Annotated in this window: 24 protein-coding genes and 1 tRNA gene; 7 read left to right on the top strand and 18 right to left on the bottom strand. The window is 45.3% G+C overall.

All coding sequences use genetic code 11. The features are described 5' to 3' along the window. Nucleotides 1-54: 54 nt before the first annotated feature. The gene (locus V144x_RS16920; protein ID WP_144986343.1) at nucleotides 55-408 is read right to left on the bottom strand and encodes a DUF2513 domain-containing protein; all 354 of its coding nucleotides are present in this window, start codon (nucleotides 406-408) and stop codon (nucleotides 55-57) included. A 109-nt stretch (nucleotides 409-517) separates the two neighbouring features. After that, nucleotides 518-1,093 (bottom strand): pYEATS domain-containing protein, encoded by a 576-nt coding sequence (locus V144x_RS16915; protein WP_144986341.1) that lies wholly within the window; start codon nucleotides 1,091-1,093, stop codon nucleotides 518-520. Between the two features lie 410 nt (nucleotides 1,094-1,503). Here V144x_RS16915 and V144x_RS16910 point away from each other — a divergent pair, with 410 nt between their 5' ends. Then, complete coding sequence (locus V144x_RS16910; RefSeq protein ID WP_144986339.1) at nucleotides 1,504-1,968, top strand: hypothetical protein; 465 nt, start codon at nucleotides 1,504-1,506, stop codon at nucleotides 1,966-1,968. 407 nt (nucleotides 1,969-2,375) lie between these two features. After that, entirely contained in the window at nucleotides 2,376-2,861 is a 486-nt protein-coding gene (locus V144x_RS16905; protein WP_144986337.1) for a PLAT/LH2 domain-containing protein, read from the top strand. Between the two features lie 355 nt (nucleotides 2,862-3,216). Here V144x_RS16905 and V144x_RS16900 read toward each other — a convergent pair whose 3' ends face one another. Continuing rightward, nucleotides 3,217-4,008 carry a hypothetical protein gene (locus V144x_RS16900; RefSeq protein WP_144986335.1) on the bottom strand — a complete coding sequence of 264 codons (792 nt, stop codon included), beginning with the start codon at nucleotides 4,006-4,008 and terminating at the stop codon, nucleotides 3,217-3,219. 339 nt (nucleotides 4,009-4,347) lie between these two features. Between V144x_RS16900 and V144x_RS16895 the strand changes: the two genes are divergently transcribed. After that, on the top strand, nucleotides 4,348-4,716 hold the full coding sequence (locus V144x_RS16895) for a hypothetical protein (protein ID WP_144986333.1): 369 nt from the start codon (nucleotides 4,348-4,350) through the stop codon (nucleotides 4,714-4,716). Between the two features lie 172 nt (nucleotides 4,717-4,888). Here V144x_RS16895 and V144x_RS16890 read toward each other — a convergent pair whose 3' ends face one another. From V144x_RS16890 to V144x_RS16825, 14 genes are all read right to left on the bottom strand, one after another. Continuing rightward, the gene (locus V144x_RS16890) at nucleotides 4,889-5,179 is read right to left on the bottom strand and encodes a hypothetical protein (RefSeq protein ID WP_144980140.1); all 291 of its coding nucleotides are present in this window, start codon (nucleotides 5,177-5,179) and stop codon (nucleotides 4,889-4,891) included. Between the two features lie 61 nt (nucleotides 5,180-5,240). Continuing rightward, on the bottom strand, nucleotides 5,241-5,693 hold the full coding sequence (locus tag V144x_RS16885; protein WP_144986331.1) for a hypothetical protein: 453 nt from the start codon (nucleotides 5,691-5,693) through the stop codon (nucleotides 5,241-5,243). A 20-nt stretch (nucleotides 5,694-5,713) separates the two neighbouring features. Then, complete coding sequence (locus V144x_RS16880) at nucleotides 5,714-6,388, bottom strand: DUF4031 domain-containing protein (protein WP_144986329.1); 675 nt, start codon at nucleotides 6,386-6,388, stop codon at nucleotides 5,714-5,716. 12 nt (nucleotides 6,389-6,400) lie between these two features. Continuing rightward, complete coding sequence (locus tag V144x_RS16875; RefSeq protein ID WP_144986327.1) at nucleotides 6,401-6,796, bottom strand: hypothetical protein; 396 nt, start codon at nucleotides 6,794-6,796, stop codon at nucleotides 6,401-6,403. A gap of 80 nt (nucleotides 6,797-6,876) precedes the next feature. Next, entirely contained in the window at nucleotides 6,877-8,034 is a 1,158-nt protein-coding gene (locus tag V144x_RS16870; RefSeq protein ID WP_144986325.1) for a helix-turn-helix domain-containing protein, read from the bottom strand. Between the two features lie 20 nt (nucleotides 8,035-8,054). Next, nucleotides 8,055-8,240 carry a carbon storage regulator gene (locus V144x_RS16865; RefSeq protein ID WP_144986323.1) on the bottom strand — a complete coding sequence of 62 codons (186 nt, stop codon included), beginning with the start codon at nucleotides 8,238-8,240 and terminating at the stop codon, nucleotides 8,055-8,057. Between the two features lie 36 nt (nucleotides 8,241-8,276). Next, on the bottom strand, nucleotides 8,277-8,528 hold the full coding sequence (locus V144x_RS16860; protein ID WP_144986322.1) for a hypothetical protein: 252 nt from the start codon (nucleotides 8,526-8,528) through the stop codon (nucleotides 8,277-8,279). Nucleotides 8,529-8,537: 9 nt separating this feature from the next. Further along, a complete protein-coding gene (locus V144x_RS16855) occupies nucleotides 8,538-8,954 on the bottom strand; it encodes a hypothetical protein (protein ID WP_144986320.1) in 417 nt (138 codons plus the stop codon). A 1-nt stretch (nucleotide 8,955) separates the two neighbouring features. Next, nucleotides 8,956-9,978, bottom strand: a complete 1,023-nt coding sequence (locus tag V144x_RS16850; protein ID WP_144986318.1) for a tyrosine-type recombinase/integrase — start codon at nucleotides 9,976-9,978, stop codon at nucleotides 8,956-8,958. 884 nt (nucleotides 9,979-10,862) lie between these two features. After that, nucleotides 10,863-10,944 (bottom strand) — tRNA-Leu (locus V144x_RS16845). 140 nt (nucleotides 10,945-11,084) lie between these two features. Continuing rightward, complete coding sequence (locus tag V144x_RS16840; RefSeq protein ID WP_144986316.1) at nucleotides 11,085-11,609, bottom strand: UvrB/UvrC motif-containing protein; 525 nt, start codon at nucleotides 11,607-11,609, stop codon at nucleotides 11,085-11,087. Between the two features lie 119 nt (nucleotides 11,610-11,728). Further along, nucleotides 11,729-12,112: a CoA-binding protein gene (locus V144x_RS16835; protein ID WP_144986314.1), complete on the bottom strand. Its 384-nt coding sequence runs from the start codon at nucleotides 12,110-12,112 to the stop codon at nucleotides 11,729-11,731. An 8-nt stretch (nucleotides 12,113-12,120) separates the two neighbouring features. Continuing rightward, on the bottom strand, nucleotides 12,121-13,107 hold the full coding sequence (locus V144x_RS16830; protein WP_144986312.1) for a DUF6807 family protein: 987 nt from the start codon (nucleotides 13,105-13,107) through the stop codon (nucleotides 12,121-12,123). A gap of 114 nt (nucleotides 13,108-13,221) precedes the next feature. Beyond that, nucleotides 13,222-14,718, bottom strand: a complete 1,497-nt coding sequence (locus tag V144x_RS16825) for a Gfo/Idh/MocA family oxidoreductase (protein WP_144986310.1) — start codon at nucleotides 14,716-14,718, stop codon at nucleotides 13,222-13,224. 275 nt (nucleotides 14,719-14,993) lie between these two features. Between V144x_RS16825 and V144x_RS16820 the strand changes: the two genes are divergently transcribed. From V144x_RS16820 to V144x_RS16805, 4 genes are all read left to right on the top strand, one after another. After that, nucleotides 14,994-15,926 (top strand): bifunctional riboflavin kinase/FAD synthetase, encoded by a 933-nt coding sequence (locus V144x_RS16820; RefSeq protein WP_232102552.1) that lies wholly within the window; start codon nucleotides 14,994-14,996, stop codon nucleotides 15,924-15,926. A gap of 75 nt (nucleotides 15,927-16,001) precedes the next feature. Continuing rightward, the gene (locus V144x_RS16815) at nucleotides 16,002-16,997 is read left to right on the top strand and encodes a DHH family phosphoesterase (RefSeq protein WP_144986308.1); all 996 of its coding nucleotides are present in this window, start codon (nucleotides 16,002-16,004) and stop codon (nucleotides 16,995-16,997) included. A 128-nt stretch (nucleotides 16,998-17,125) separates the two neighbouring features. Next, on the top strand, nucleotides 17,126-20,182 hold the full coding sequence (locus tag V144x_RS16810) for a PVC-type heme-binding CxxCH protein (RefSeq protein ID WP_144986306.1): 3,057 nt from the start codon (nucleotides 17,126-17,128) through the stop codon (nucleotides 20,180-20,182). A 133-nt stretch (nucleotides 20,183-20,315) separates the two neighbouring features. Then, nucleotides 20,316-21,944: a S41 family peptidase gene (locus V144x_RS16805; RefSeq protein ID WP_144986304.1), complete on the top strand. Its 1,629-nt coding sequence runs from the start codon at nucleotides 20,316-20,318 to the stop codon at nucleotides 21,942-21,944. Nucleotides 21,945-22,054: 110 nt separating this feature from the next. Here the strand turns inward: V144x_RS16805 and V144x_RS16800 are convergent, their stop codons facing one another. Then, a complete protein-coding gene (locus V144x_RS16800; RefSeq protein ID WP_144986302.1) occupies nucleotides 22,055-23,053 on the bottom strand; it encodes a hypothetical protein in 999 nt (332 codons plus the stop codon). Between the last annotated feature and the right edge of the window lie 75 nt (nucleotides 23,054-23,128).

Genomic DNA, 23,128 nt, shown 5'->3' with positions numbered 1-23,128 from the left:
CATTACCCGGACACTTTGAGTTTTTTCGTGGAACTTCGTCTATATCGCATAGTGTTAGGGAAGCCCCAAATTCTTTTTTATGGTTGCGACAAGATAGTCATGTAAAATCGCGATCGTAACACCTCCGCCCATTTCAATTACTTTATTTAGGGAAGTTTTCCAAACATTTTTGTCCCTAGCTGCATCAACAAAATCATGACCTTTGCTAGTCAATCGAGTCAATTGATATTCTTCGAGCTCAAAAGTACTGAGGTTTTTTCCTTCCGCATATTTTGAATCTAGTATCAGACGCTTGTGGTACTTTACCTGATCGACATTCCAGTCTTTGATCGGTTCACTAAGAAGAGGTAACTTTTCTGATTCCAGCTGAAGCATAAGTTCTCGGATGAGCTCCATGTCACGTTTCACTATTTTTCCTTTCAAAGTTCAATTGTCCTGGTAACAGCCGTTACCCGGACACTTTTCATGAGTCATAGTTTTGTATAAAACAGTGATATTTTAGACGGTATTCCATACTCTAGGGATTTAAATCAATGTATCTATTGAGCTTTACTGGTTCGTCTATATCTTCTAAATAAACCTCAGCTCTTACCACAAACTCTCCCCAGCCATTCGTCTTAAGAAGAAAGTCATTTTCTTCAGACGATATCACTCGTCTAGGATTCTTAAATGTTGGATGGAGATGATATACGACTTTTTGTATTTTAGACTTCGTCTCCTGATTATCCGCGTGTGTTGTTATGAATATTTTGTAATAAGCTCTACCATTCTTTATTTTCCAGAAAGCAGTTCTATGAGAAAGTAAAATCTTATCAGCAATAGCATTGGAACTAGGTTCATCAGGGATGGTGTCTTGTGAGTTCTCAAGCTCGGAACCATCGTCTATCATATCATCGGGATTTACGCTGGCTGGAAGAAGAGGGGCATTCCCAACTGAGAACCCTGCTGGCCCAAGCTGAATTTCTCCTCCTTCTTCTACCCGTTTCTTTATGATATCGAGAAATTCTACAAACCATTTTTTATTCCACCAAATAAGAAATCCAATTAAAGTTGGCCAAATCAGTTCCGTTATTAACGGTATCCAATCTTTCATGATTTTCCTCGAAACAAACTTTTTAATTATTCTGAAACTGTATTGAAATATTGATTTTCTTTTCAATACATGTCATAGGAAGATCAATTGTCAAGATAACAACTCTATTTACCTAAAGCATAAAAGTGTCCGGTAAAACATTATTTACCGGACACTTTTTAGTATTGAGACCTTGCCAAAGAAAGTGTCCAGTAAAACATCGTTACACGATCAATAATTGTTTGATACACCGGATTCCGACTTACTAATTGTTGAAGCATCGATTATTTCGCAACCATATGATTGGGAACATGAATATTGCAAGTGCTTCTTGAAATCATCTTTTTGTACAATACCATGTATGCACTTATATAGCGAATTTCAAACTACCTTCTTTCTATACCACATTTTCAAAATGGAGCGAGTTAATTATGAACCCAAAGATTTCTCAATTCGCAACGATCAGTCTAATTGTAGTCCTTGTCACTATGGCTCATGCACAATCTCAAGCCCCAACTGGAAGTGAGAAAGAAGAATTAATTACGAGTTATCGTGTGCTATATCCAGTTGTCCGTGTTTATGGATATTACCCTGTAAAGGATGGGGCAAAAAAGTATAGAGCCGATGTAATTCCGTCACACTTCACACCACACGAAAATGCAAAACCACATCCTACCGTGACACATGCTCGCGACGGTGCAATAAAATTGGCACAAAAACAGTCATTTGGTGTTTACGAGCGTAGCGAGCTTAAGGAAATACTAGATGAAATGCAAAAGAAAATTGATAAGCAAGCAAGTGATATTGAACAACTCCAGAATGACCTAAAGGAACTCCAAAATAAGTATAAAAACCACAAACACCGTGCAAAAATTTCGGGACCAGTACGAGATTGATTTTCGGGATAACCGGGTAATTGCTATTACCTAGTCTCATTTATTTGGTGCTCGTTTACAGGTACGGTTAGTAGAGGAATAAAACACCAGTTATTTTGATGGTCAAATTCCCAACGTCTGCTTTGCGGGGTCTGATATAAACTGAGTTCATCCAACACGTTCTAATTTGAACCAATCGATTCTACTTTGGCTGGGAAAAGAGAAATCTCCGACTAAAAAGCTAGGATTTTAAATCTACAAATAATGACTGATTAAGTGTTTATACGCTTGAGCTCTATGTAGAATTGCGTACAATGTTCTCTTGAGCACGTGTCTTGCGAGTTTGTCACAACCAAATAGTCTTTCTTCTCGTTGGACATCCTATCAATGTCGCCTAGTTTTCCCCTTTGATTGTTGGAGATAATGACATGACGACCAGGGTCGCTGAATATCAAATTGCTATTGCTACGTCCACTGTACCAAGTGCTAATACTGACGACACTGTTAGACTGAAGGTATATAATTCAGGTGGAGAGCGTATTGAGAACTTCAACCTCGACAACCCAAACAGAGACGATCGTGAACGAGGGCGTACGGACACGTTTACGTTTCTTCCGACCCGCAGATACCGTACTAACGATATTGAGTACTTCTATCTCCAGATCTACGGAAACGATGCATGGTTACCTTCAGCTATTACCATCAAGACTGTTAACATGCAGGGCAATGTCGATGTCCAATGGTCTAGACTTCAATGGGATCCTCAACATTGGCTGAGCACTGATCGATCAGACGCAAATGGTAATGCAGTTCCGGTCTACAAATTAAATAAATCTTTATCACGGGATCGTGATGATGATTCACCACCAACCAGTGCGTTCGACCCTAACCATTCTGAATACGAATATGATTGATAATACTATGATTGCTATAGAACAAAATTGTGAATAAAAAAATTCTTATTATACTCCATAGTTTATCGACTCAATTAAGAGATTTTCAGTTAGCTTGTGGCATAAGCGATTACTGTATGATGACTAGATAATGTGAGCCATACAGATAGTATTCTAGCAAAGCTATATGAACAGTGACCGGGTAATTAGCGTTACCCGGTCATATCACAGTGATCCCATAAAAGATAAGTGACCAGGAAATATATGTCTTCGAGTCAAAAAAGAGATTCAACCATCTTGACCGGCAATAATAAATCATACGAACATATTTTGCCAAATTTGCCACTTTGATTTACGATTGGAGACTCTTGAAGAACTACTTTCTTTCCTCTCGAAATTTACTCGTATCATCGATTGATTGTTTCGTTGGTACTGTAGCAGAGTTTGAAATAAGCGTCTTTTTAGTCGATTCCGACGATTGCTTTGAACTTATATCTGTCAATTGTTTCTTCAGACTCATTGCAATCGAGTAGATGCCGCCTCCGACCCCAACACCTGCAAAAACTGCAAGTGACCTTTCACTAACAGTCGATTGAAGTATTTCATATAAATTCATGTCGACATTACTCACACGATCCAGTATGGAACTGAAAACCATTTGTACTGCCCCCATTGCTGCTAGCCCTAGCATAAGTAGTACCCATACAATTAAATTGAACTGAATACTCTTTTTGTCATCGCTTAGAGTCGAGAGTGCGGTGAAGCATATCCACCAACAGGCAATAAGTAATCCAAATCCAGCACAACTCTGTAGTCGTGATACAAAATCTGTACCGTAAAAGCTAAAAGGATTTAGTGCCCATGAATGTAATGCCATCTCAGATATTCCTTTAACAACGTGGGCGTTATCCAGCATTTCTACCAAATCCGCAAGACGAAGAAACATTACGAGAATGGCAATATTCACAAGGAGAAAGCATGCTCCAGCAAAATAGAATGCATATTTTCTTTGGACTTCAATTACACTCGTCTTAATTGTTGTTGAACCATGAATACCAGCCCATGCTAGCGGAATTGCAATCAACAAGACCCAATTTAACAGCGATTGGATTGAATCAAGATGAGTAGAAATGGCGTTAATGATTGTATCTTGCGAAAATGAAATCATAAGCTGTTCCTGTGGCCGGAAAAGTAAGGAATCTTAATAAGCAGCCTCACCTCATTGAGACAAATATTCTTTTTTTGTGATTCTGTATATTCTCGAAACTAAATGTCAAGCGACGAATAAGCAATCTGGCTGAGCTCGATTCAAATTGTATCTCACTATTCTTTATAGTTTGTCCGGATAGTTTGTCCGGTAAATTACCTTTTACCAGACACTAATGAGTGGAACAGTCTGTTGACGCGTCATTTCAATTCAGTACGATTGTTATTTGCTAAGAGCATATGAGTTGTATCTATTACTTTATGTAGAATTTTTACATTAGTAAAAAGTTTGGCTCAAAGAATGAATACATTTCACAAAATTCATTTGCTATGGGTGCTTGCAACGACGGCACTTATCTACACGATAATCACCCACTTGCCAGTAGGCTTAGCTGGCGTGCCATATGCGATGCTGGCGGCGTTTATATTTCTCTTAATGTTTCTAGCTGTCCTTGGTTTCGTAGCGTCTCCTATTTGGAACGGGTTGATCGCATTTTTCTTCTGGCTCCCAATGATTGCGCTGCATCTTCATAATCCAGGAACGGTGGCCATTTCACGCGGGGAAGTACACAAAGGTGTTATTGAAATTTTGACGATCGGTGTCATTCATGCCCTGATTCAATTTACGATACGGTACATCATTAATAAACTACGCCCAGAGAAGACTTAATTAGATCCTGGAGCGGGATTCTTCAACCGCGTAAAGAGTTCGCGGCGCTTACTTAACGACCGCGTGTTGAGTTCTCAGGTCGCTCAGCCTGAGCGTTTTCCAGTAAAGCCATAACTCTGACTTTCTTAATATGATTAAAAATGATGGGTGGGAAACAACCTTTTACCAGACATTATTCCGAATTGTTCTCAACGACTTGTCGAAACGACTCTTCAGGAGGATCAGCTATCGGATCTCCATCCTCTGGCTCACTCCAATGCCCAAGTTTCACGAGTTGTTCTTTCCAGTAAACACGCATTTCGTCATCGCAATGTGCAATTGCGTCTGCCCATGTTGGCCATCGACCTCTCACCAATTTGAACCGATATTGATAGTAGAGCGATTGCTGATTGTGCGGCATTTCAGGTTCATGATCGACAGCACATACAGGGCAGGTGCCTTCCTTTGGTGGGAGTAATTGCATCTCTTTAACCTTTCTAAACTGAGTTTAAAATGTTGTCTGGTAAACAGTCTTTTCCAAGACATTATTTGTAAATGAACGGAGAAGAATTCACTTTGTCAGCGATCTCCTTTTCATGAATCAATTTTTCAGTCAACGCAATCGCTTCATCAAAACAAGTTCGTTGCTCTTTAAGAATTCGAAGTTTTTCTTCCAACTTTTCCTGGATGGACTGACCATCGAACATGGGATAATTGAGAAAATAGAATTTATCTCCAAGTCCTTCGTGTCTGACTGTTCGACGTCGTCGTTGCCTCATCACCAGACGACAGTCACGACGGTTCTGTCGTTCTTTGCGTTCCATATAGACGAATAACCACTCACTGAAATCTTCAATTGAATCGGGAGACATAGCTTTAGGAGTCACCAGAATGGCGAGTCCTTCATCCAACGTCAGACGATCAACTTCTGAAACTGGAGAGATGTCTAGAACCCCAAACGGAACCGGAGCATCTATTTTTTTAGAACTAAAAAACATTGAATCACTACTCCTTTCATTCAAACGTAAGAAAACTCAATGCGTGTGACTTTGGTTGATGGAACGACACGCATCTTTTTACAAAACATGGCGACAAACTCTTCACCTGTCATTTCCGGAAAGCCTTCACGCGTCGCTTCCTGATTTCCATAATCACGATCAAAAATTAGTTTGCTCAACGGTTCCTTGCAGACGGAAACGACACGGATCACACAAATGACTTCCCGTTTTTCCCCACGTTTCAGTCCCATGCATTTCACGCAGGCCTTCAGCAACGTGTCTGGCTGTAAATCGTGCCAACCGAGGCGACGGGTTACGTCTTTGCGTTTCATCCGGGTCTGATCGGTTGTGATCGAAAACGAAATCCCAGGTAAACGCCAGGCTTTGAGCTTCGCATTCGTAAATCGATGATCGACACTAACTGCGCCTTTTTTGATAGCCAGGCGACGTTTTGAATTTGTCAAATCGTAGTGAGGAATTGTAGATTGATTTTGAAACCAGTCTCTCATTAATCCGATGCGAGTTGCGAAATCATGTAGTACATCGAGAGACGTTTCCGGATCCACAAACATGTGGCACGCTTCGTCGTATCGCCAGTTAGGATTTCTGGCACAGCCTAACATCGGATCCACATAAACAGAATTCAAAGCAGGCTCGTCGGGGGTATTAAAAAAGTCGAGTTGAACTTGTGACATGAGATTCGCGTCCTAAGAAAACATGAGATCAGCGAGAGTTCCAAGTGCGATCAAGAGAAAGAGAAGTACCAGAATTGGAATTAACATTTCTTTGAATGGCGTTGGCCTATACACCGACCCGGAACTATTATTTAGGTCGTGTTTCTTTTTATTTTGTGACCACTTACGTTTTTGAACGCTTTCGATCTTTTCCAACGTTAATGCGTAGTTGCAATGAACCTGTTGGTAGACGTAGGCTTGCCGTTTGTACTCAACGTTTTGAAATCCCTCAGTCATCTTTTGACTTTCGATTTCCAGATGTCGGGAAAATGCAATGAGATCTTTGACTTGGATAAAGACTTCACCTTCGGAAGATGTAATGGTTTTGATTTCTCCCGGATATTCCTTTTTGATGTTTAACGTGGCCATGAACTCTCCTAAATTAAAAAATCCAATTCGTATCGGTTGAAAAAGGATTCCGCGATCGCCATTCCCTCAGCGATCGCGGATTAAACTTCACCAGGCATTCCGGTTGCCTGGTCTCGAAGTGCCTCCAGCAATGTGACGCGATAGAAACCGGGTGAACGATGAACATCCGGATTTTGGGCCAGAGCCCGGACAATGACCGGTTCACAATGAGCTTTCACGAAGTCGAGGAGCTCGTCTCGTTTCAATCGGTCCAGCTGGGGGCCGTATTCACGCTCCAGCTCTTGCTGGGCGCGTTGATTCGCTTTTCGTTTTGCTTCGCGTTCTGCCGTTTTCCGCGAAGCCTGGCTGCCTTCCTTCTGTGCTACGGCCTGCCGTTGCTGCTTGAGAAATTCATCAGATTCCCGAGGCCAGCCTTGTGAGGGATCTTCACCGGGCAAGGCCTCACAAACCCGGTTTTTGAGCGCGCCGGGCCCATACGCGTCTGGCTTCGATCGCGCGTATTCAATCAGCTGCAGCACATCATCGAGTGAACAGCCACGGCCCAGGGCCGTTTCAATGGCTTTGGACGCGAGTCCCACACCCATCAAACGCAATTCTTTTTCCACCACCACCCGCTCCGGCGTAATTGTTACGAGCGCTTTATGGGAGGGTGGTGGATTAATATTAATTAATGGGTATAAGGAGGCCTGATCAAATTGATCAGGGGGGTGATCAGAATGATCACCCCCTACATTAACGACTTGCGCCGATTCTGGGGGGGCGTCGTGATCAGGGGGGTGATCAAATTGATCACCCCCTACTTTAAGGACTTGCGACGATTTTTGATCCAGATCAGGAGCTGGAGTTTCAGTTTCGTCGCCAGTGATTTCGTCCAGATCGAGCAATAACGGCTCACCATCGTTCACAACGGCATCAAGGATTGACCAGGCGATCTTATACGCATTGGGCTGCTGGCCATAACTGGTGACAGCTTCGTGTTTGATTAAGAGATCGTATTTGATCAGATCGGCAATACCGCGTCGGACCGTCGGGACACTCATTCCTTCAAACTCGGCGATCTGGCGATACGAGAATGTGAAGTAATTTTCGTTGCGAGCGTTTTTCCATTGCCATGCATCAACGGCTCGGAGAACGCGCGTCATGCGATAATGGGGCAACAAGGGCGCGATCTCTCTCAAAATATGAATCTTGTTACCTCGTGTAAAATTGAGGCAACCTTGTTCTTTTTGATCCGTCATTTTTGAACGTCCTGTTCACATTACGCGACTTGTGGTTTCGGTTCCTCTTCCGTCGATTCATGATTCAGTTCATCGCGTACGATGGGAACATCTACCGGCGCTTCGATTCCCACCCGCACGGCCCCCGGTCCGGTTTTTAATATTTGGATGTAAATGTCGTCACCAATTTTGATTTTTTCTTGCAGTTTGCGACTTAAAACTAACATGAGAGACTCCTTTCAAATGGTTGATAAAAATCATTTTCAAACAACTTCGATTCGTGAGAGCGGGACCGGCCATTTTTCGCCTTCAACAAAGACGGCCGCCACTTCGAGAAACGCGATCGCTTTCCATGTCGTCTTACTCAGTCCGTCCGGATCCGCGTTGAGATCGCGTCCCTCGGACCAATAAAAGACTTCCGTACCAGGGGAATGATGCGAGTTGAATTCCTGAACGGCTTTCAGAGCTTTTGCCCGTTTTTTTCTGTAAAATTCGATTGCAAGTAAATCAGCCATCGCATGACCTCATTCAGTAACCACAAATTTTTGAGCGCCCTCGACAAAATGCTGTTCTTCACAAGTCAGGATCGCCCAGCCATCAGGACTGTGTTCCTGATGAACGATCATGACAGCGGCTTCATAATTCATGGCTTTGATTTCGACAGTTTTCAGATCTTCAAGTTCCGTAAATGTTTTTTCGTTTTCGAGATCTGTTTTCCGGCACAGTAAAACGTTGAATGTTTTCATGACTTCTCCTTTGAAAAAGAAACATACAAACGCAATACGCCCGCCGACCGAATCCTCGATCGACGGGCGGTTAGTTAGGGACAACGTGCCTACGTTGGTTGAAACACGACGCGGCCACATGCAGGAAATTGATGAGCTAACCAGGTTAATACATGTGACAAAAAGCAGAACGGCTTTCGCGTCGTGGTTTTTCATTTCATGTTCCAAATACTTTTAAAATGGGAGAAGTGACATGAGGGAGGACCAATTCCCCCAGCTTTTCGCTTGCCACCCGATCCAAATCGGAAACTCGTTTCGCCTTGTAGTTGACCAGGAGCGTTGATTTGGAATTGGGGGAATGACCCAGCCGTTTCCGTGCGAGGTCATCGTTGAATTCTTCTGCAATAATCGTGGCCGTAGTGGAACGCAGGTTTTTTGTTTTCACGCGATCCCCTTCTGCAATTCCGGCCTCTCGCTGAATCTTCGCCATCGTATTACTGAAGTGTTGCGCGGAAAGCGGTTCTCCGGTCGAACGCCTCCAGGGCAAAAGCGGTTCCCCTTTCTGTGAGGGCAGTTTTGCCAGCATGTTCACGACTTCTGCCGATCCTAGCGGTATCCGAAGCGAGTTCCGCGTCTTGTGATGTTTCGCGGACAGAAACAACTCACGTTTTTCGATCAGCATTTCATCAGAAGGACGCTCAATCAGCAGTAATCCACGTCGACGCAACCCTGTGATCATTCCCAGCAGAAGTGCGGCCCGCCAAAACTCCGCTGGCGTACATCCCTCGATTTGGGGAGATCGTGCAAAGCTGGCTGCCTCGCTGAATTTTTGGATCTGCTGCTCTGTGACGACTTTCGGTTCCGTTTCATCGACCGACAGCATTTCGATATAAGGCGGAAAATCAAGAAATCCGTAATTACCGCGTCCGGGCCCACGCGGTTCGATGGGACCTGCAGCGCCCAAACAACTATTGAGCGCTTGGAGGTCGTTGTTTAACGTGACATTACTTAGTAATTTTCCACGGCATTTCTCGCCTTTGCGTATTTTGAGATAATGTTCCAGGTCCTGTACCGTGATTTCGCTCAAAAAACGCGTGACCAGATTACAGTATCTTGTAAACCGTTCTAGAACACGGCGAACGTTATCAATATAAACCTGATTATTATCGCGGATCTGCAGACGTTGCAGATACATATCCTTGTAGACAGACCAAAAAATCTGGTCTTTCTCAAGCTGCATGATTTACTCCTCTAGCAAATCAGACAGCGATGATTTTCTCCCGTGAATGAATCACACTCCATCGACTCTCATCGCTGGTGACCAACCGGGCTCAAATGATTCGGCAAGCAGGCTGCGCAGAACTGCCCTTGGTGAGAAGTGGGGTTTCACCAAGGGCAGCCAGATATATACGCGCATCAGTGGGAAGCAGCGCATAAAAAACCTCGCATGTTCTGCCGGCCTAAACTCCTCAAGAATCACAGGAGTTGGGCGGTTGATCGTAATAATATAACAATCACCACCCACGACAAAAAATGCGAGTCAAATCACATTTCTAAATTGTGGTCAGCAAACCAACAAGGTTTGCGTGGTGATTCTTGAAACAAAATAGGCGAGAACGATAATAGCGGCTGCAAAAGGTTTGTCAACACGATCACTAAAAAAATCAGTCTCACTTTGTGAATGTGTCACTTTTATGCAGAGGTGCACAGAAGAGGAGACGATAGGAGTAATAAATCATCGCTGTAGGAGATAACCTCCTAAAAGCAAACAGCCCTGAGTTTTGGAAGACCGGGGCTGTTTGTTCTACCAAGATTTCATTGAGGTCGGCACATAAAAAACAGGCAACCCCGCAAACGGAGTTGCCCGCCAGGTCAATTATGCTGCTTGGCCTATTGTTTAGCAAGAATCACCAAAAAATCTGGGGCCTTACGGACACCCAACAACCAGCATAATTAAAGACTGTTTTTTACTGATTTAAAAGACGGCCGAGCTATTGGAAGGAGCGTGATACATACCAATAACCATGCAGAATATGAGTAGAACTGATTAGATTTCGTGTTACTAGATTAATTCTATACCATGAGTTTTTGACCCACGTTGTAAAATCAATCCAGTAAAGTGATTGGGGATGACAGGACTTGAACCTGCACGCCTCGCGGCACTAGATCCTAAATCTAGCGTGTCTGCCAATTCCACCACATCCCCGGATGGTTTTCGCTTCTGCTGGAATACTAACGATTTTTCTGAGCTGATACAAATCGATCGCGAGAAAAATGTCTGATTTTCAGATTGTTTCTGAAATGTTTTTGGTTTTTCGACTTAGATTTGCTGCAAGCGCACCGTGATTATTCTGCCGAACTATCAGATTCGAGTTCGTTTTGCTCTTCTTCTTCGAGTTTGGAGATCTGATCTCTTAGTGCAGCCGCTTTTTCGTAATTTTCTTCCACAATCGCCGCTGTCAATTCGCGGCGTAATTTAATCAGGTCGTATTGCTGCTGACTCGAAGTCGGCGCCCGCTTGGGGAATTTGCCGATATGTTCACGTTCGCCGTGAATGTTTTCGAGGAGTTGAATCAGTGGTTCTCTAAAGGCGATATAATCGTGTGGACAGCCTAACCGCCCTTCACTGCGGAATTCTTGAAATGTAATTCCACAATTGGGGCATTCGAGTTCTTCATCCAGTTCCAAATCTTGTGAATTCAGTTCGATGAGTGTGGCTTCGTCTTGAGGCTCCCACTCATCCTGGGGAGCCTGACCACTGATGTATTCCTGAAAATGGTCTTCACAAAAGTGCAGCGCCTGTGCCTCTCCGTTTTGGATTTCGGTCAGGTGATACACGGCTGGTTTATTACAGACTTTACATTTTTTCATGGTGTGAACTTTATGGAGAATCAGTTGAATCGATGAAGTTTTATGAAGAAAATCTCAAATCATCTGCTACCATTCTATACAAACCGGTAGTCTTCCTCAATCGCGATTCCTGTTTTGCGTTATTCATGCATTGCAGAAGGCGATTCGCCGATATCCATAATACTGCAAGCCTGAATGACATTCACACCCAGTTCAGTGGCGCGTGCGAGCAGCTCAGGACTCTCACTGCCCGGATTGAACCAGATTTCGTTGGCCCCTTTCTCGCGGATTGATTCCAGCAGCGACATCCCGATTTCGGGGGGAACATAAACGCTGATTCGATCCAGATCTTCGACAGGCACTTCTTCCAGAGTAGGGTAAACTGGTAAACTCTCAATGGTTGTTTCCCGGGGATGGACCGGGTAAACGTCATAGCCCTGCTTCAGATAAGCACGGACCGCCTTGTTTCCATATTTTTGTCGGTCCGTGCTGGCTCCAATAATAGCGACGGTGGGTTTACTCATGCTGAGTCCTATTTTTTGAGGTAAGCAACAAACTGATCGTAACGCTTTTGGATTTCAGCCTGACTCGGCGTCTTCCCTTCACTGACGATGACTCGATACTTCATTTCCAGTGGCTTGCTTTCATCGAACTTTGTATTGAAGAAAGCACCAAAGCGACCATAAGGGCGTTCCGAATAGCGCGAGGGCTTGGGAACACTGGGATCTTCAAAATATTCGACATTGTAGCGTTTGCCATCAATTTCATAGGTCATGGCAAACCAGCCGAGATTGATATGACCGTTGGGATCTTTTTTGTCCGAAACCTGAAACGGAGCTGGCTGCTGAGGGAATCCCTCTGGACGAACGTAAGTGGCGTTGTTGGCTTCGGCAACTGCTTGTGCAGCCCGGAACTGAAAACCGGCATGCTGACGGTCGCCATCGAGTTTAATTTCACCACGTTTACTCTTGAGTGTGGTCTGCCAGTCAATCTGCCAGGCAGGATCTTTTGAAGTCGAGACTTTGATGGGGGTGACAGTGACTTTACGGGTTTCTTCAATGACTGGTTTGCCTTTGGCATCGTTCCAATGAATTTCAGAAGTCATGGTTCCCGAGTCAGGTCCGCCAGCCATTTCAATCATTTCGGCATGTCGGAGATGAGCCCCGTTCTTGCAGTGCCAGAAATCGAGTTGTTTTCCATCAAAAAATGTTTTATTCCAGCCTACATAGAGCCCGCGGTGATGAGTGAATTTTCCACCGGGGCCTTTGGTAATAATCGCTTTGCTACCGGGTCCGTAGACGTGATGAAACACTTTGTATGTATCATGAATTTTTTCTGCCGATGAATCATCGTAAGGATAGACGTATTGTAGAACCGGGTTTCCGTTGTAATAGAGATCGGCCACTTTTTTCTCGGGGTGATCTTTCCAGGTAAAACCAGTCTTTTCTCCTGCATTAACAGAAGTAAGGGAAGTCAAGATTGCCATCAACGCTACAAGAGCGACAGAAAAACGCTTCATGATGAGATCCATAGGACAAAAGGTGAATTTTGATTGTACTTGAAACAAGTTATACGTGAAAAAATTCCCGCATTCCAGTGAGGAAAGCGGGAATTGAAGAATCAAGCGAGAGAATTAACCCGCGTTGGAGTTGGGGTCCGCTTTAGGTGGTTTGCCATCGATCCACGGACCTGCAAGTGCCATGTATTTGGGCTCTTCCAAAAGGCTTCCTTTATCGCCGGCTTTCCAGCCGGGAATGTGTTTTGGCTTTTGCCGTGCTTTTGACATGGCTTCCCATTTTTTCGCCCAGCTTCCATCGCCATCGGAAATCTTGCGTGAATCGGGATCGAAGTGGAACACTTTCCCGTCGCGATAACTGCTGGAGCCCAGGTTAACAATCGCAATCGCGGCTGCTCCAAGATCGGGGGGATTGTTACACTTACTTTGGTCATTCGCCTCCATCGCTTCAATCCAGTTTTTGAAGTGGTTATAGGTGGTGTCTTTGACCTGTGCGACATCGATACGTTGTTTTTTCAACGAACTGTCTCGTGTGACTTGTGGTCGTTCAGGAACGAAATCGTACCCGTCGAATCCTTCGCCGTTTCCAAAGACAAACGAACCATGATGGCCACGAATGACCTGCTGAATGCGGGTCTCCTGATTACACATGGTGGCGTTGATCAGCCCCTGGACACCTTCGTTGAAGTCGGCTGCCACTGTAGCGACATCAGGCACATCTCTTCCATCATATTCCAGGAAGAGCCCCCCTGCTCCGACAACGCGGCCAGGAAATCTCAGTCCGGTGGCTTTTAACATCGCCGTGGTTCTGTGAACGAAAAGGTCGGTATACATGCCCGATCCGAAAGGCCAGAAACGACGCCATTGAGCATAGACAGCGCGGTCAAACGGTTGATGTTCGGCCAATCCGTCTTTCGTACCAAGCCAGAGATCCCAATTAATGTTTTTCGGATTCATCTCTTTTTTCAGAGCGTAGTACCGCCACTGACCCATGGATGAGTTGCGGAAGTATTCGGTCTGGAACTGTAATACTTTACCGAGCTGCCCGTCCTGGAGTCGTGCCCGGACATCATCCCAAACGGGAAGACTGGTGGACTGCACACCAACCTGCATGATCTTGCCTGTCTTTTTCCAGGTATCAACGACAGCCAGTGCTTCTTCGACTTTCTTCGTCATTGGTTTTTCACAATAGACGTTGAGGCCGGCGTTCATGGCATCGATGGTCTGCTTGGCGTGCCAGTGGTCGGGAGTTCCAATCGCCACCGCATCCAGCTTTTCTTTTTCGAGCATGTCGCGATAATCGACATAGGCATTCACATCATTGCCCAGCTCCTTTTTGATGTAGTTGGCTGTGCGATCGCGGTGTTCTGAATAGACATCAGAAACAGCGACCAGGTCAATGTTCATGCCGTCCTTCTTTAACTGGACCAGCTTCTTCACATGTGCGCCAAACCCACGTCCACCGGGACCAATAAATCCAATGCGAATAGCTTCGTTACTGTTGGCGGCTCCGAATGCAGGTGCGGTTGCCAATCCGGCGATGGTACTGGCGGCGACGGCTGTGGTTCCCGAAGTTTTCAGGAAATCTCGGCGATTGAGAGGGTTGTGGTCCATTTCGTTATCTCCCGTTATTTAATAAAGTGGGTGTGCTACTGGAGGGCATCAGGACGATATTGTTTGCTTTCACTGTTTCAGGTGAATTCTCACTGATGCGAAGCGGGTATGGAGGAAATGACTTCCTCTGTCAATAATAGTAGCAATAATGAAGACCAGATGGTACTTAAGACTCTACATTTTCTGAATTGTTGTCGATTCAATAGAAACTGCCAGATATGATTTCCAGTCAGCATGAATTTCTAAATAAAGACAAGATATTGTTGGGTTAAGTGGTGTTAATACGAGGATTAAACGGTTTCGATGCCTGTCTGGGGGGAATACTCTCAATTGGTAATTTTGATGGTGTGCATCGAGGGCACCAATTGATCATTCAAACACTGATCCAACAGGCGCGCGCTCAAAATCTGCCTGCAATCGTCTTTACATTTGATCCGCATCCGATCGATCTTCTCAGACCTGAATTTGCACCACCCGAATTAATGGGAATCGAAGAGCGTGCTGCAATCTTGCAGAGCCTGGGGGTCGATTTTGTCATTGCCTACCCCACTGATCATGCTTTGCTCAGCCTCAGTCCGGAAGAGTTCTTTCAACAGGTTTTAATTGATCAATTAAAAGCAAAGGGCTTGGTGGAAGGTCCCAACTTTTATTTCGGTAAAGATCGATCCGGGGATGTGAGCTTGCTACAGCAATTATGTGCGCGTGCGGATCTCTCTTTCGAAGTGGTTGAACCTGATGTATGTGATGGACGGATGATTTCTTCTTCCGAAGTTCGTAACGCAATTCAGTCGGGGAATCTCACGCTGGCAACCGAAATGCTGGGCCGACTTTATCAGGTAAACGGGAGAGTGATTCATGGTGAGGAACGGGGAAGACTTTTAGGTTTTCCGACCGCTAACCTGTCTGAGGTATCAACCTTGCTTCCTGGAGAGGGAGTTTATTGCGGGTTTGGAATTGTAGGAGAAGATCGCTATCCCGCGGCGATTCATATTGGCACGAATCCGACATTCGAGAAGTCTGAGAAGAAGGTAGAAGTCTATTTGATTGGTTTTTCAGAAGAGATCTATGATCAAAATCTCAAGGTCGAATTTCTGGAGAAGCTGAGGGAAACGGAAACCTTTTCTGACGTCGAAACGCTCAAATCACAATTGGCGATTGATGTTGAAACAGCAAAAAAACAAGCCCATCAATGGAAGCCTGCTCAATAATCCTCTAAGATGAACTCAATACAAAGCGGAACCAGAAATAAAAAATCGCAGGAACAATCTGAGCAGGAATCATGAATGAGCATTAACTGGAGTCCCCTTTGTGAACTAATCGAAACGCATCAGAAAATTCTCCTTTCCTGTCATGTCCGACCTGATGCAGACGCTCTGGGGTCAGAATTAGCATTGGCTGGTTTTCTCAAGCAATTGGGGAAAGAAGTACGGATTATCAATCCCTCGGTGCACCCCCAGAGTCTGGAATTTCTGATCGGAGAACACGAAGTACGTTATGTCGGTGATGGTGTGACTGCCGAAGATTTCGAATGGGCTGAATTGCACATGATTCTCGACACCAGTGCCTGGTCACAATTACCGGGTCTGGCGAATTTTTATCGCAAAACTGAATCAAAAAAAGTGGTGATCGATCATCATGTCAGTTCCGATACAATGGGCGCCGAGGAATTTAAGGATATCAACTCCCCTGCCACAGGCTGTCTGATTTATGATTTGGGCAAAGCTCTGAAGTGTACGCTGACTCCCGAGATTGCGACCCTGATTTATGCGGCGATTGCGACAGATACCGGCTGGTTCCGTTTTCCTTCGACTACCAGTTATACCATGCAAATCGTCAGCGATCTGATTTCCGCCGGGGCTGAGCCGCATCAGATTTATGAACTACTTTATGAGCAGAATAGTTTACCTCAATTAAAACTGATGGGGCGAGTGCTTGGTAAAGTGCAAACCGATTTTGATGGCTTGCTGGCTTATACGGTTGTCAGTTGTGAAGACTTCAGCGAAACCGGAACCACACCGGTGGATACAGAGGGATTAGTTAACTATTGCCTCACGTTAGCAGGAACTCAGGCCGCTTTTATTGCCGTTGAGCAACGCAGTCGTCAGGTGAAAATCAGTTTTCGAAGCCGCACCACTTGGGATATTTCCAAAATCGCCGAATCATTTGGAGGGGGCGGACATCGACAAGCTTCTGGAGCGATGTTAAACGGCCCGCTTACTTCAGCCGTCACAAAAGTGTTGGGGAAATTCCGGGAAATGTTTGACGCCAGCGACAATTAGTTGGCCGTATTTGTCTGAATTTATTGGCTATCTACGCTGCGATTTGATTGCCCTTGCCCTCGGTCTACTATAGCATTAATCATAGTCCGTTATTTTCGTCTTTTCATTCCTGCCACAAAAGGTGATTGATGCGCTTCAACGACCCACACCGATGCTATGCCTCTCTTCTTGCATGTTTGCTTTTGTCCGGTATTCAACTTTCACTCTCTGCTGATGAATTTCCGATCAAAAATACGCAAGATCCCAAAGACATCGCGACCTCTCCTGAGCAAACCGTTAAGAATATGACCGTTCCCGATGGCTTCAAGGTTACGCTGTTTGCCAGTGAACCTGACGTGCATCAACCCATCGGTTTTGATATTGATGACCGTGGACGCGTGTGGGTTGCAGAATGTTTCAGTTACGAAGCACACGGTAAGTATCAGGACCAGTTCTTCGATCGAATTATCATTCTGGAAGATACCAACGGCGATGGAAAACAGGATCGGCGAAAAGTTTTCTGGAAAGGACCAGGACCTCTTACGAGTCTCACCGTCGGTTCCCATGGAGTCTGGGCGTTATGTCGCGGTGAACTCCTCTATTTCGAGGATAAAAACCACGATGATGTACCTGATGGGAAGCCTCAAGTGTTACTCGATGGTTGGAACTATAAGCAGGTCAGGCATAATATTGTCAGCGGTCTGACGTGGGGGCCTGATGGCTGGTTGTATGGGCGACACGGAATTACCTATACCTCGCTGGTGGGAACTCCCGAAACCGACCCTTCTCGAAGAACCCTGATTCATGCGGGTATCTGGCGCTTTCATCCGGTTCGCAAAACTGTGGAAGAGGTCAGTTCCGGAACCACAAACCCTTGGGGTTTTGATTATGATGAATATGGGCAGATGTTTTTCACGAATAATGTGAATGGTCATTTATGGCATATGATTCCCGGTTCTCACTATATTCGGATGTCGGGTCATGGCAGCGATCCTAATACGTACGTTTATGAATTAATGACGAAGTGTGCCGACCACGACCATTGGGATAGTTCCTCAGGCAAATGGACCGATTCGCGAGATACCTCCGGAGTTCACGGTAAGCTGGGTGGCGGCCATAGCCACTGTGGTGGCATGATTTATTTGGGAGATAACTGGCCACAGAAATATCGTAACTCCATCTTCATGTGTAACACACACGGGCACCGTGTTAACAATGATGCGCTGGAGCGCGAAGGCTCCGGTTACGTCGGCACTCATCGTCCCGATTTTCTGTTAACCGGGTCAGACTGGTTTCGGGGCATCGAACTTAAATATGGTCCTGATGGCAGTGTTTATCTGACTGACTGGGCCGACTTGGGAGAGTGCCATGATCATGATGGTGTGCACCGCACCAGCGGCCGCATCTATAAGATTTCCTATGGGGATGTGACTCCACCGAAGCAGCTTGATCTGAATCAACTCTCGAATAGCGAATTGGTCAAACTGCAACTGCATCCGAATGACTGGTATGTCAGGCATGCGCGAAGAATTTTAACTGAGCGCGCTGGGACCGTCGCGAGTTGGAGCCAGCCTAAGGCAGAGTTATTGAAGATTTATAAGACATCAAAAGAGGTTTCCCGGCGGCTGCGAGCAATGTGGGCTTTATATTGCATGAATCAAGTGAATGATTTCTGGCTGGAACAACAGTTGAACGACCCTGATGAGCACGTACGGCTCTGGGCAATTCGGTTACTGGTAGATGATCAAAAAATATCTCCCGCAGCAGTCAAACGTTTTGCGAAGTTGGCAAAACAGGAATCTTCTGGTTTAGTAAGGCTCTATCTCGCATCAGCTTTACAGTCTCTCTCTCCCCAGGATTGCTGGGAGATCGCCGCGGGTCTCGATCAGAATCATCAAGAGACAGCAGATCGTAATTTCACGCTGATGCTCTGGTATGGAATCGAACCATCGGTGATGAGTGCAAGTGATTCCGCATTACAGTTTCTCAATCATTCCACCCGCCCTTTGATTCGTCAACTGGTAGCGCGTCGATTGACGGAAGACATCGATCAGCATCCCGAATATGTCAGGAAGCTGGTTCAACTGACCATTAATAGCAAGGATCCCGTTGCCCAACAGGATCTGTTGACTGGAATTCAGGCCGCACTGCAAGGACGACTCAAAGCGCAGGCACCAGAAAATTGGCAGACTTTAAAACAACAGGTCTCAAAAACAGACTCCCAGGATTTACAGGCGCTCGTTACAGAGTTGTCTGTCATTTTCGGTGATGGCCAGACAATGGATGTCCTCAAGAAGATTGCCGTCGATTCGAATCGTTCCATGAAAAGTCGATATCAGGCTTTAGAGACCTTGTTAAACAGTTCGCAGGATAAAGATTTATTACCTGTCATCCAGCAGTCAGTGAATGTCACGGAGTTGCAGGCATTGGCAATTCGTGGTTTGTCGAAGTTTTATGATCCGCTGACGATTCAGCGCATGCTGACACGTTATCGAGGGATTAAAAAGGAAGGCCGTGAGGCACTATTGGACACAGTTTGCAGCCGAAAAGAATACGTGCTGCTTTTGCTGACTGCCATCGATAAAAAACAGATCCCTCAAGAGGATGTCTCAGCATTCCATGTGCGACAGCTACGCAACTTTCGCAATAAGGAAGTTGTCGACAAATTGAATCAGGTCTGGGGACAGACCCGAGAGACTCCCGAAAAGAAACGCGCACAAATTGAAAATTATAAAACTCTATTAACCGTAGAGCGATTGCAGCAGGCAGATCGCACAAAGGGACGGGCCTTGTACGAAAAAACGTGTGCGAAATGTCATCGTCTCTTCGGAAACGGGGGCACAATTGGTCCAGATCTGACGGGTGCCAACCGGACGAATATGGATTATCTGTTAGAAAACATGGTTGATCCTTCTGCCCTGATTCCCAAAGGCTATGAGATGGTGGTGCTTGCTTTGGAAGATGGTCGCGTGTTGAACGGTACTGTAGTCAGAAAGACAGATCAACAATTGACCTTGCAAACACAGAACGAACAATTCGTATTCGATCGGCAACAGATTGAGGAGATGACTCAGTCAAATCTCTCACTCATGCCAGAGGGACAATTGGAAAAGCTGAGCAATCAGCAACTGGCAGATTTGATTGCCTATCTTGCTGGTAATTCGCAGGTGAAGTTACCGGCAGGAGTAGAAATTCAGAGTCCTTGAGAGAGGAGTGAGGAAACCGGGCTTGATAAAGATCCTTCTTTTTTCTCAAGATTGGTAATGCTCTAGCGAAGAGGATACCATCGGGAAGATCTGATAGTGAATATTCAATTTTCTGTTGCGAGGATGTGGTTTCATGGTGACAAGCGCTCTCAGCCTGCAACTGGTCTGGCGATCTCTGAAATATCTTTCGATTTTCGGATTATTACTGACCTTCTTAACGGTAACTGCCGTAGCCGAAGATCTTGGTAAGAAATACACCGCGAATCTAGATTATTCGAAGCAATTCCGTGCCTATAACTGGACTTCAGGTCAACAGGATGTTTGGAGTCTGAAATCCTTTCACTACAAACTGGCGGACGATTTTGAAATCAAGCTGGGGACCTCGCAGGTTGTTTTTGGATGTCACGGCACGAACGTACTTTGGGCTGCTGTATTTCCCGATAAGCCAGGCGATGTTCTGTCGGCTGGTGCTGGTAAGGGGGAGCATATCACAAGCATATGGATGCGTTTTCATCCGGCACTTGTTGGAAACCTGTTTCCATCTGATACTGTTGGGGAACAAGGTGATGTGACCCTCGTTGAACAGGCAAAAGTACTAGCGAATTTTAAGATGCGATCAAGCTGGCACAACAAAGGGAGACCAGTGATCCCACTCAGAGAATCGATTATTTTCGATCTGGAAACCAAAGAAGGTTCGCGACGATTCTATGTGATCGATACGGGAAAAAATGAGGTGAAATATGTTGATGCGTTTCGGCAGCGGACACTCCCCGTCGCGACCCCATTGAAGGATGGTGGGGCATTAGAGATTTTCGACACAGTATGGAACGCATTTGATCGCGAGTATGCCATGTTCCTGATCAAGCCAGATGTTGACTGGAAGAGCCTGCGGAAGAAATACCGGCCACTTGCAACGAAAGCAAAGAGCAATCGTGAACTGGCTCAGATTCTCAATGAAATGCTCAAACATTTAAAAGATCTGCATGTTTATGTGAAAGTGGATGGTAACTATGCCCAAGGCTTTAACCGCGAGCGATTCTTTAATGCCAGTCCCGCCGCAGCCGCGCATCTCTTAGGTTCATTCGATCGTAGAAAGGGACTGAGATGGGGACAGACTAAAGACGGTATTGGCTATATCGCAGTTGATAATCTGGTAAATGAGTCACTCTTCAAGGATTTCGAAACGGTTCTGAAAGAAATGAAGGGAACGAGAGGCCTGATTTTAGATCTGCGCGCCAATGGTGGTGGATCAGAGCCTTTAGGCGCGAAGCTGGCAGGCTTCTTTGTCGATCGTCCCAGAGTTTATGCGATGCATCAGTATCGAAATGGTGATCAGCAAAGCGACTTAGGAACCAGACAGAAACGCACCTTCGCACCGAATCAGAATTGGTATTACCGTGGGCCTGTTATTGTTTTACAAGGTGAGAAAACGATGAGTTCCGCTGAGGCATTTGTGCTGATGCTGGCACAATGTCCTAACGTAACAACCATGGGGGATCGGACAGCCGGATCCAGTGGAAATCCCCGGCAGCTCAACGCAGGTGCGGGCATCATTGTGAATCTACCGCGTTGGATCGCCCTTGATGTGAACGCAAAGCCGATCGATTCTGTAGGTGTTCAGCCTGATGTCAAAGTGAAGGCAACGCATGATGAATTTACAAAAACCCAGGACCCCATACTCAATGCTGCTTTGAAACAGCTGCGCAAGAATACCGAAGAACAGAAAACAAAATCCGAGGCGACACTCATCCCACGTTCGTAAACCCTTCTGTAAAAGACCGTTTATTTGTGAGAGTTGTTTTTGGGAATCGAAAAACGATCCTTTTGATTGAGACATCTGTTTGTTGAGCCGTTGCCGCGGTAAAATACAGGTTATTTTGATGAAGATGTTTTGTTAGTGATTTCTCGTCCGATTCTCTTGTACTCATCAATCACCTGGGAGTTCAGGTTGCGGGTTCCTTTCGCGTGTGGACTGTCAAATCCACCAGGCCAAAAGTAGGCTAAGAGTGCGACGATGTCGGTATCTGCACAGGCCATCTGGTAATAGGCAGTGGCAATTGCTTTCATATCCGTTTCTTTGACACCAAAATGAGTATGAATCTGAGGAATAAAATGGGCATCCGGGATAAGAACAATTCGCTGATGAAGGCTGCTTCGCTTTGATTTCAATAAGGCTAACTCATTTTTTAGCTTCTGACTGGTAGCAGGTGATTTGATGAAGTAATGATCAAATCCCAGCCAGTCCACTGATTGAGGAACTTTCAAATCCTTGATTGCCGGATAGGCTTCAACGACCAGAATGGCAGTCTCAGCCGATTGAGGGAGTGACGATTTAATATAGTCGCAGGCAGCCGATAGTTCTTCGAACGTAATTCCGTTCCAGGTAGGCTCTTCGCCGATATAAAGAGCTTGCATCAGAGAGTGGTTCTTTTTTAATTCATTCACGGCAATCCATTTGTCCCAGCGTTGACGATAGTCTTTTCGTAAATCGAATGCGGCACCACTGGGCGCGTTGTTTCCCGCTCTTTGAAAAAACAGTTCATGAAGATGTAAGATCGCCTTCACCCGGTGTTTGGAAAATAGTTGTAAACGGGGGATGATACTCTCATCTGGAGACACTACCAGCATGTCTGCGACATTACAAAATGGTGCTACTTCATCAATATAGTTGGTCTTGTGATTTTTATCGGTCGGATCATCCCAGCCGACATCAATGAGAGTAAAACCAAAATACTTCAAGTGTGAGTTATTGTTCGTTGACTCAGATTCTGATGCTTTAACTTGAGAACAGGCAATCTTCGATTGACTCGTCAAAAATATGAGCAACAAGAGCGCAAAACCAATCTGGCGTATGTTACAACATTTAGTCATAGCGTGACTCATCATCAACCCTGAACGTTTCAATATTGCACACTCCTCATAACCCTATTCGATCTACCAATTTCT

Origin of the sequence: Gimesia aquarii, assembly GCF_007748195.1 — a bacterium.
In the GTDB taxonomy this organism is placed as follows: domain Bacteria; phylum Planctomycetota; class Planctomycetia; order Planctomycetales; family Planctomycetaceae; genus Gimesia; species Gimesia aquarii.
Note: the sequence above shows the minus strand (reverse complement) of the source record. Positions and strands in the feature narration are given on the sequence as shown.

Coding starts and splice junctions, on each gene's coding strand:
- V144x_RS16915 (WP_144986341.1), bottom strand. CDS start 1,093: ATGAAAGATTGGATACCGTTAATAACGGAACTGATTTGGCCAACTTTA.
- V144x_RS16910 (WP_144986339.1), top strand. CDS start 1,504: ATGAACCCAAAGATTTCTCAATTCGCAACGATCAGTCTAATTGTAGTC.
- V144x_RS16905 (WP_144986337.1), top strand. CDS start 2,376: ATGACGACCAGGGTCGCTGAATATCAAATTGCTATTGCTACGTCCACT.
- V144x_RS16900 (WP_144986335.1), bottom strand. CDS start 4,008: ATGATTTCATTTTCGCAAGATACAATCATTAACGCCATTTCTACTCAT.
- V144x_RS16895 (WP_144986333.1), top strand. CDS start 4,348: ATGAATACATTTCACAAAATTCATTTGCTATGGGTGCTTGCAACGACG.
- V144x_RS16890 (WP_144980140.1), bottom strand. CDS start 5,179: ATGCAATTACTCCCACCAAAGGAAGGCACCTGCCCTGTATGTGCTGTC.
- V144x_RS16885 (WP_144986331.1), bottom strand. CDS start 5,693: ATGTTTTTTAGTTCTAAAAAAATAGATGCTCCGGTTCCGTTTGGGGTT.
- V144x_RS16880 (WP_144986329.1), bottom strand. CDS start 6,388: ATGTCACAAGTTCAACTCGACTTTTTTAATACCCCCGACGAGCCTGCT.
- V144x_RS16875 (WP_144986327.1), bottom strand. CDS start 6,796: ATGGCCACGTTAAACATCAAAAAGGAATATCCGGGAGAAATCAAAACC.
- V144x_RS16870 (WP_144986325.1), bottom strand. CDS start 8,034: ATGACGGATCAAAAAGAACAAGGTTGCCTCAATTTTACACGAGGTAAC.
- V144x_RS16865 (WP_144986323.1), bottom strand. CDS start 8,240: ATGTTAGTTTTAAGTCGCAAACTGCAAGAAAAAATCAAAATTGGTGAC.
- V144x_RS16860 (WP_144986322.1), bottom strand. CDS start 8,528: ATGGCTGATTTACTTGCAATCGAATTTTACAGAAAAAAACGGGCAAAA.
- V144x_RS16855 (WP_144986320.1), bottom strand. CDS start 8,954: ATGAAAAACCACGACGCGAAAGCCGTTCTGCTTTTTGTCACATGTATT.
- V144x_RS16850 (WP_144986318.1), bottom strand. CDS start 9,978: ATGCAGCTTGAGAAAGACCAGATTTTTTGGTCTGTCTACAAGGATATG.
- V144x_RS16840 (WP_144986316.1), bottom strand. CDS start 11,609: ATGAAAAAATGTAAAGTCTGTAATAAACCAGCCGTGTATCACCTGACC.
- V144x_RS16835 (WP_144986314.1), bottom strand. CDS start 12,112: ATGAGTAAACCCACCGTCGCTATTATTGGAGCCAGCACGGACCGACAA.
- V144x_RS16830 (WP_144986312.1), bottom strand. CDS start 13,107: ATGAAGCGTTTTTCTGTCGCTCTTGTAGCGTTGATGGCAATCTTGACT.
- V144x_RS16825 (WP_144986310.1), bottom strand. CDS start 14,718: ATGGACCACAACCCTCTCAATCGCCGAGATTTCCTGAAAACTTCGGGA.
- V144x_RS16815 (WP_144986308.1), top strand. CDS start 16,002: ATGAGCATTAACTGGAGTCCCCTTTGTGAACTAATCGAAACGCATCAG.
- V144x_RS16810 (WP_144986306.1), top strand. CDS start 17,126: ATGCGCTTCAACGACCCACACCGATGCTATGCCTCTCTTCTTGCATGT.
- V144x_RS16805 (WP_144986304.1), top strand. CDS start 20,316: ATGGTGACAAGCGCTCTCAGCCTGCAACTGGTCTGGCGATCTCTGAAA.
- V144x_RS16800 (WP_144986302.1), bottom strand. CDS start 23,053: ATGACTAAATGTTGTAACATACGCCAGATTGGTTTTGCGCTCTTGTTG.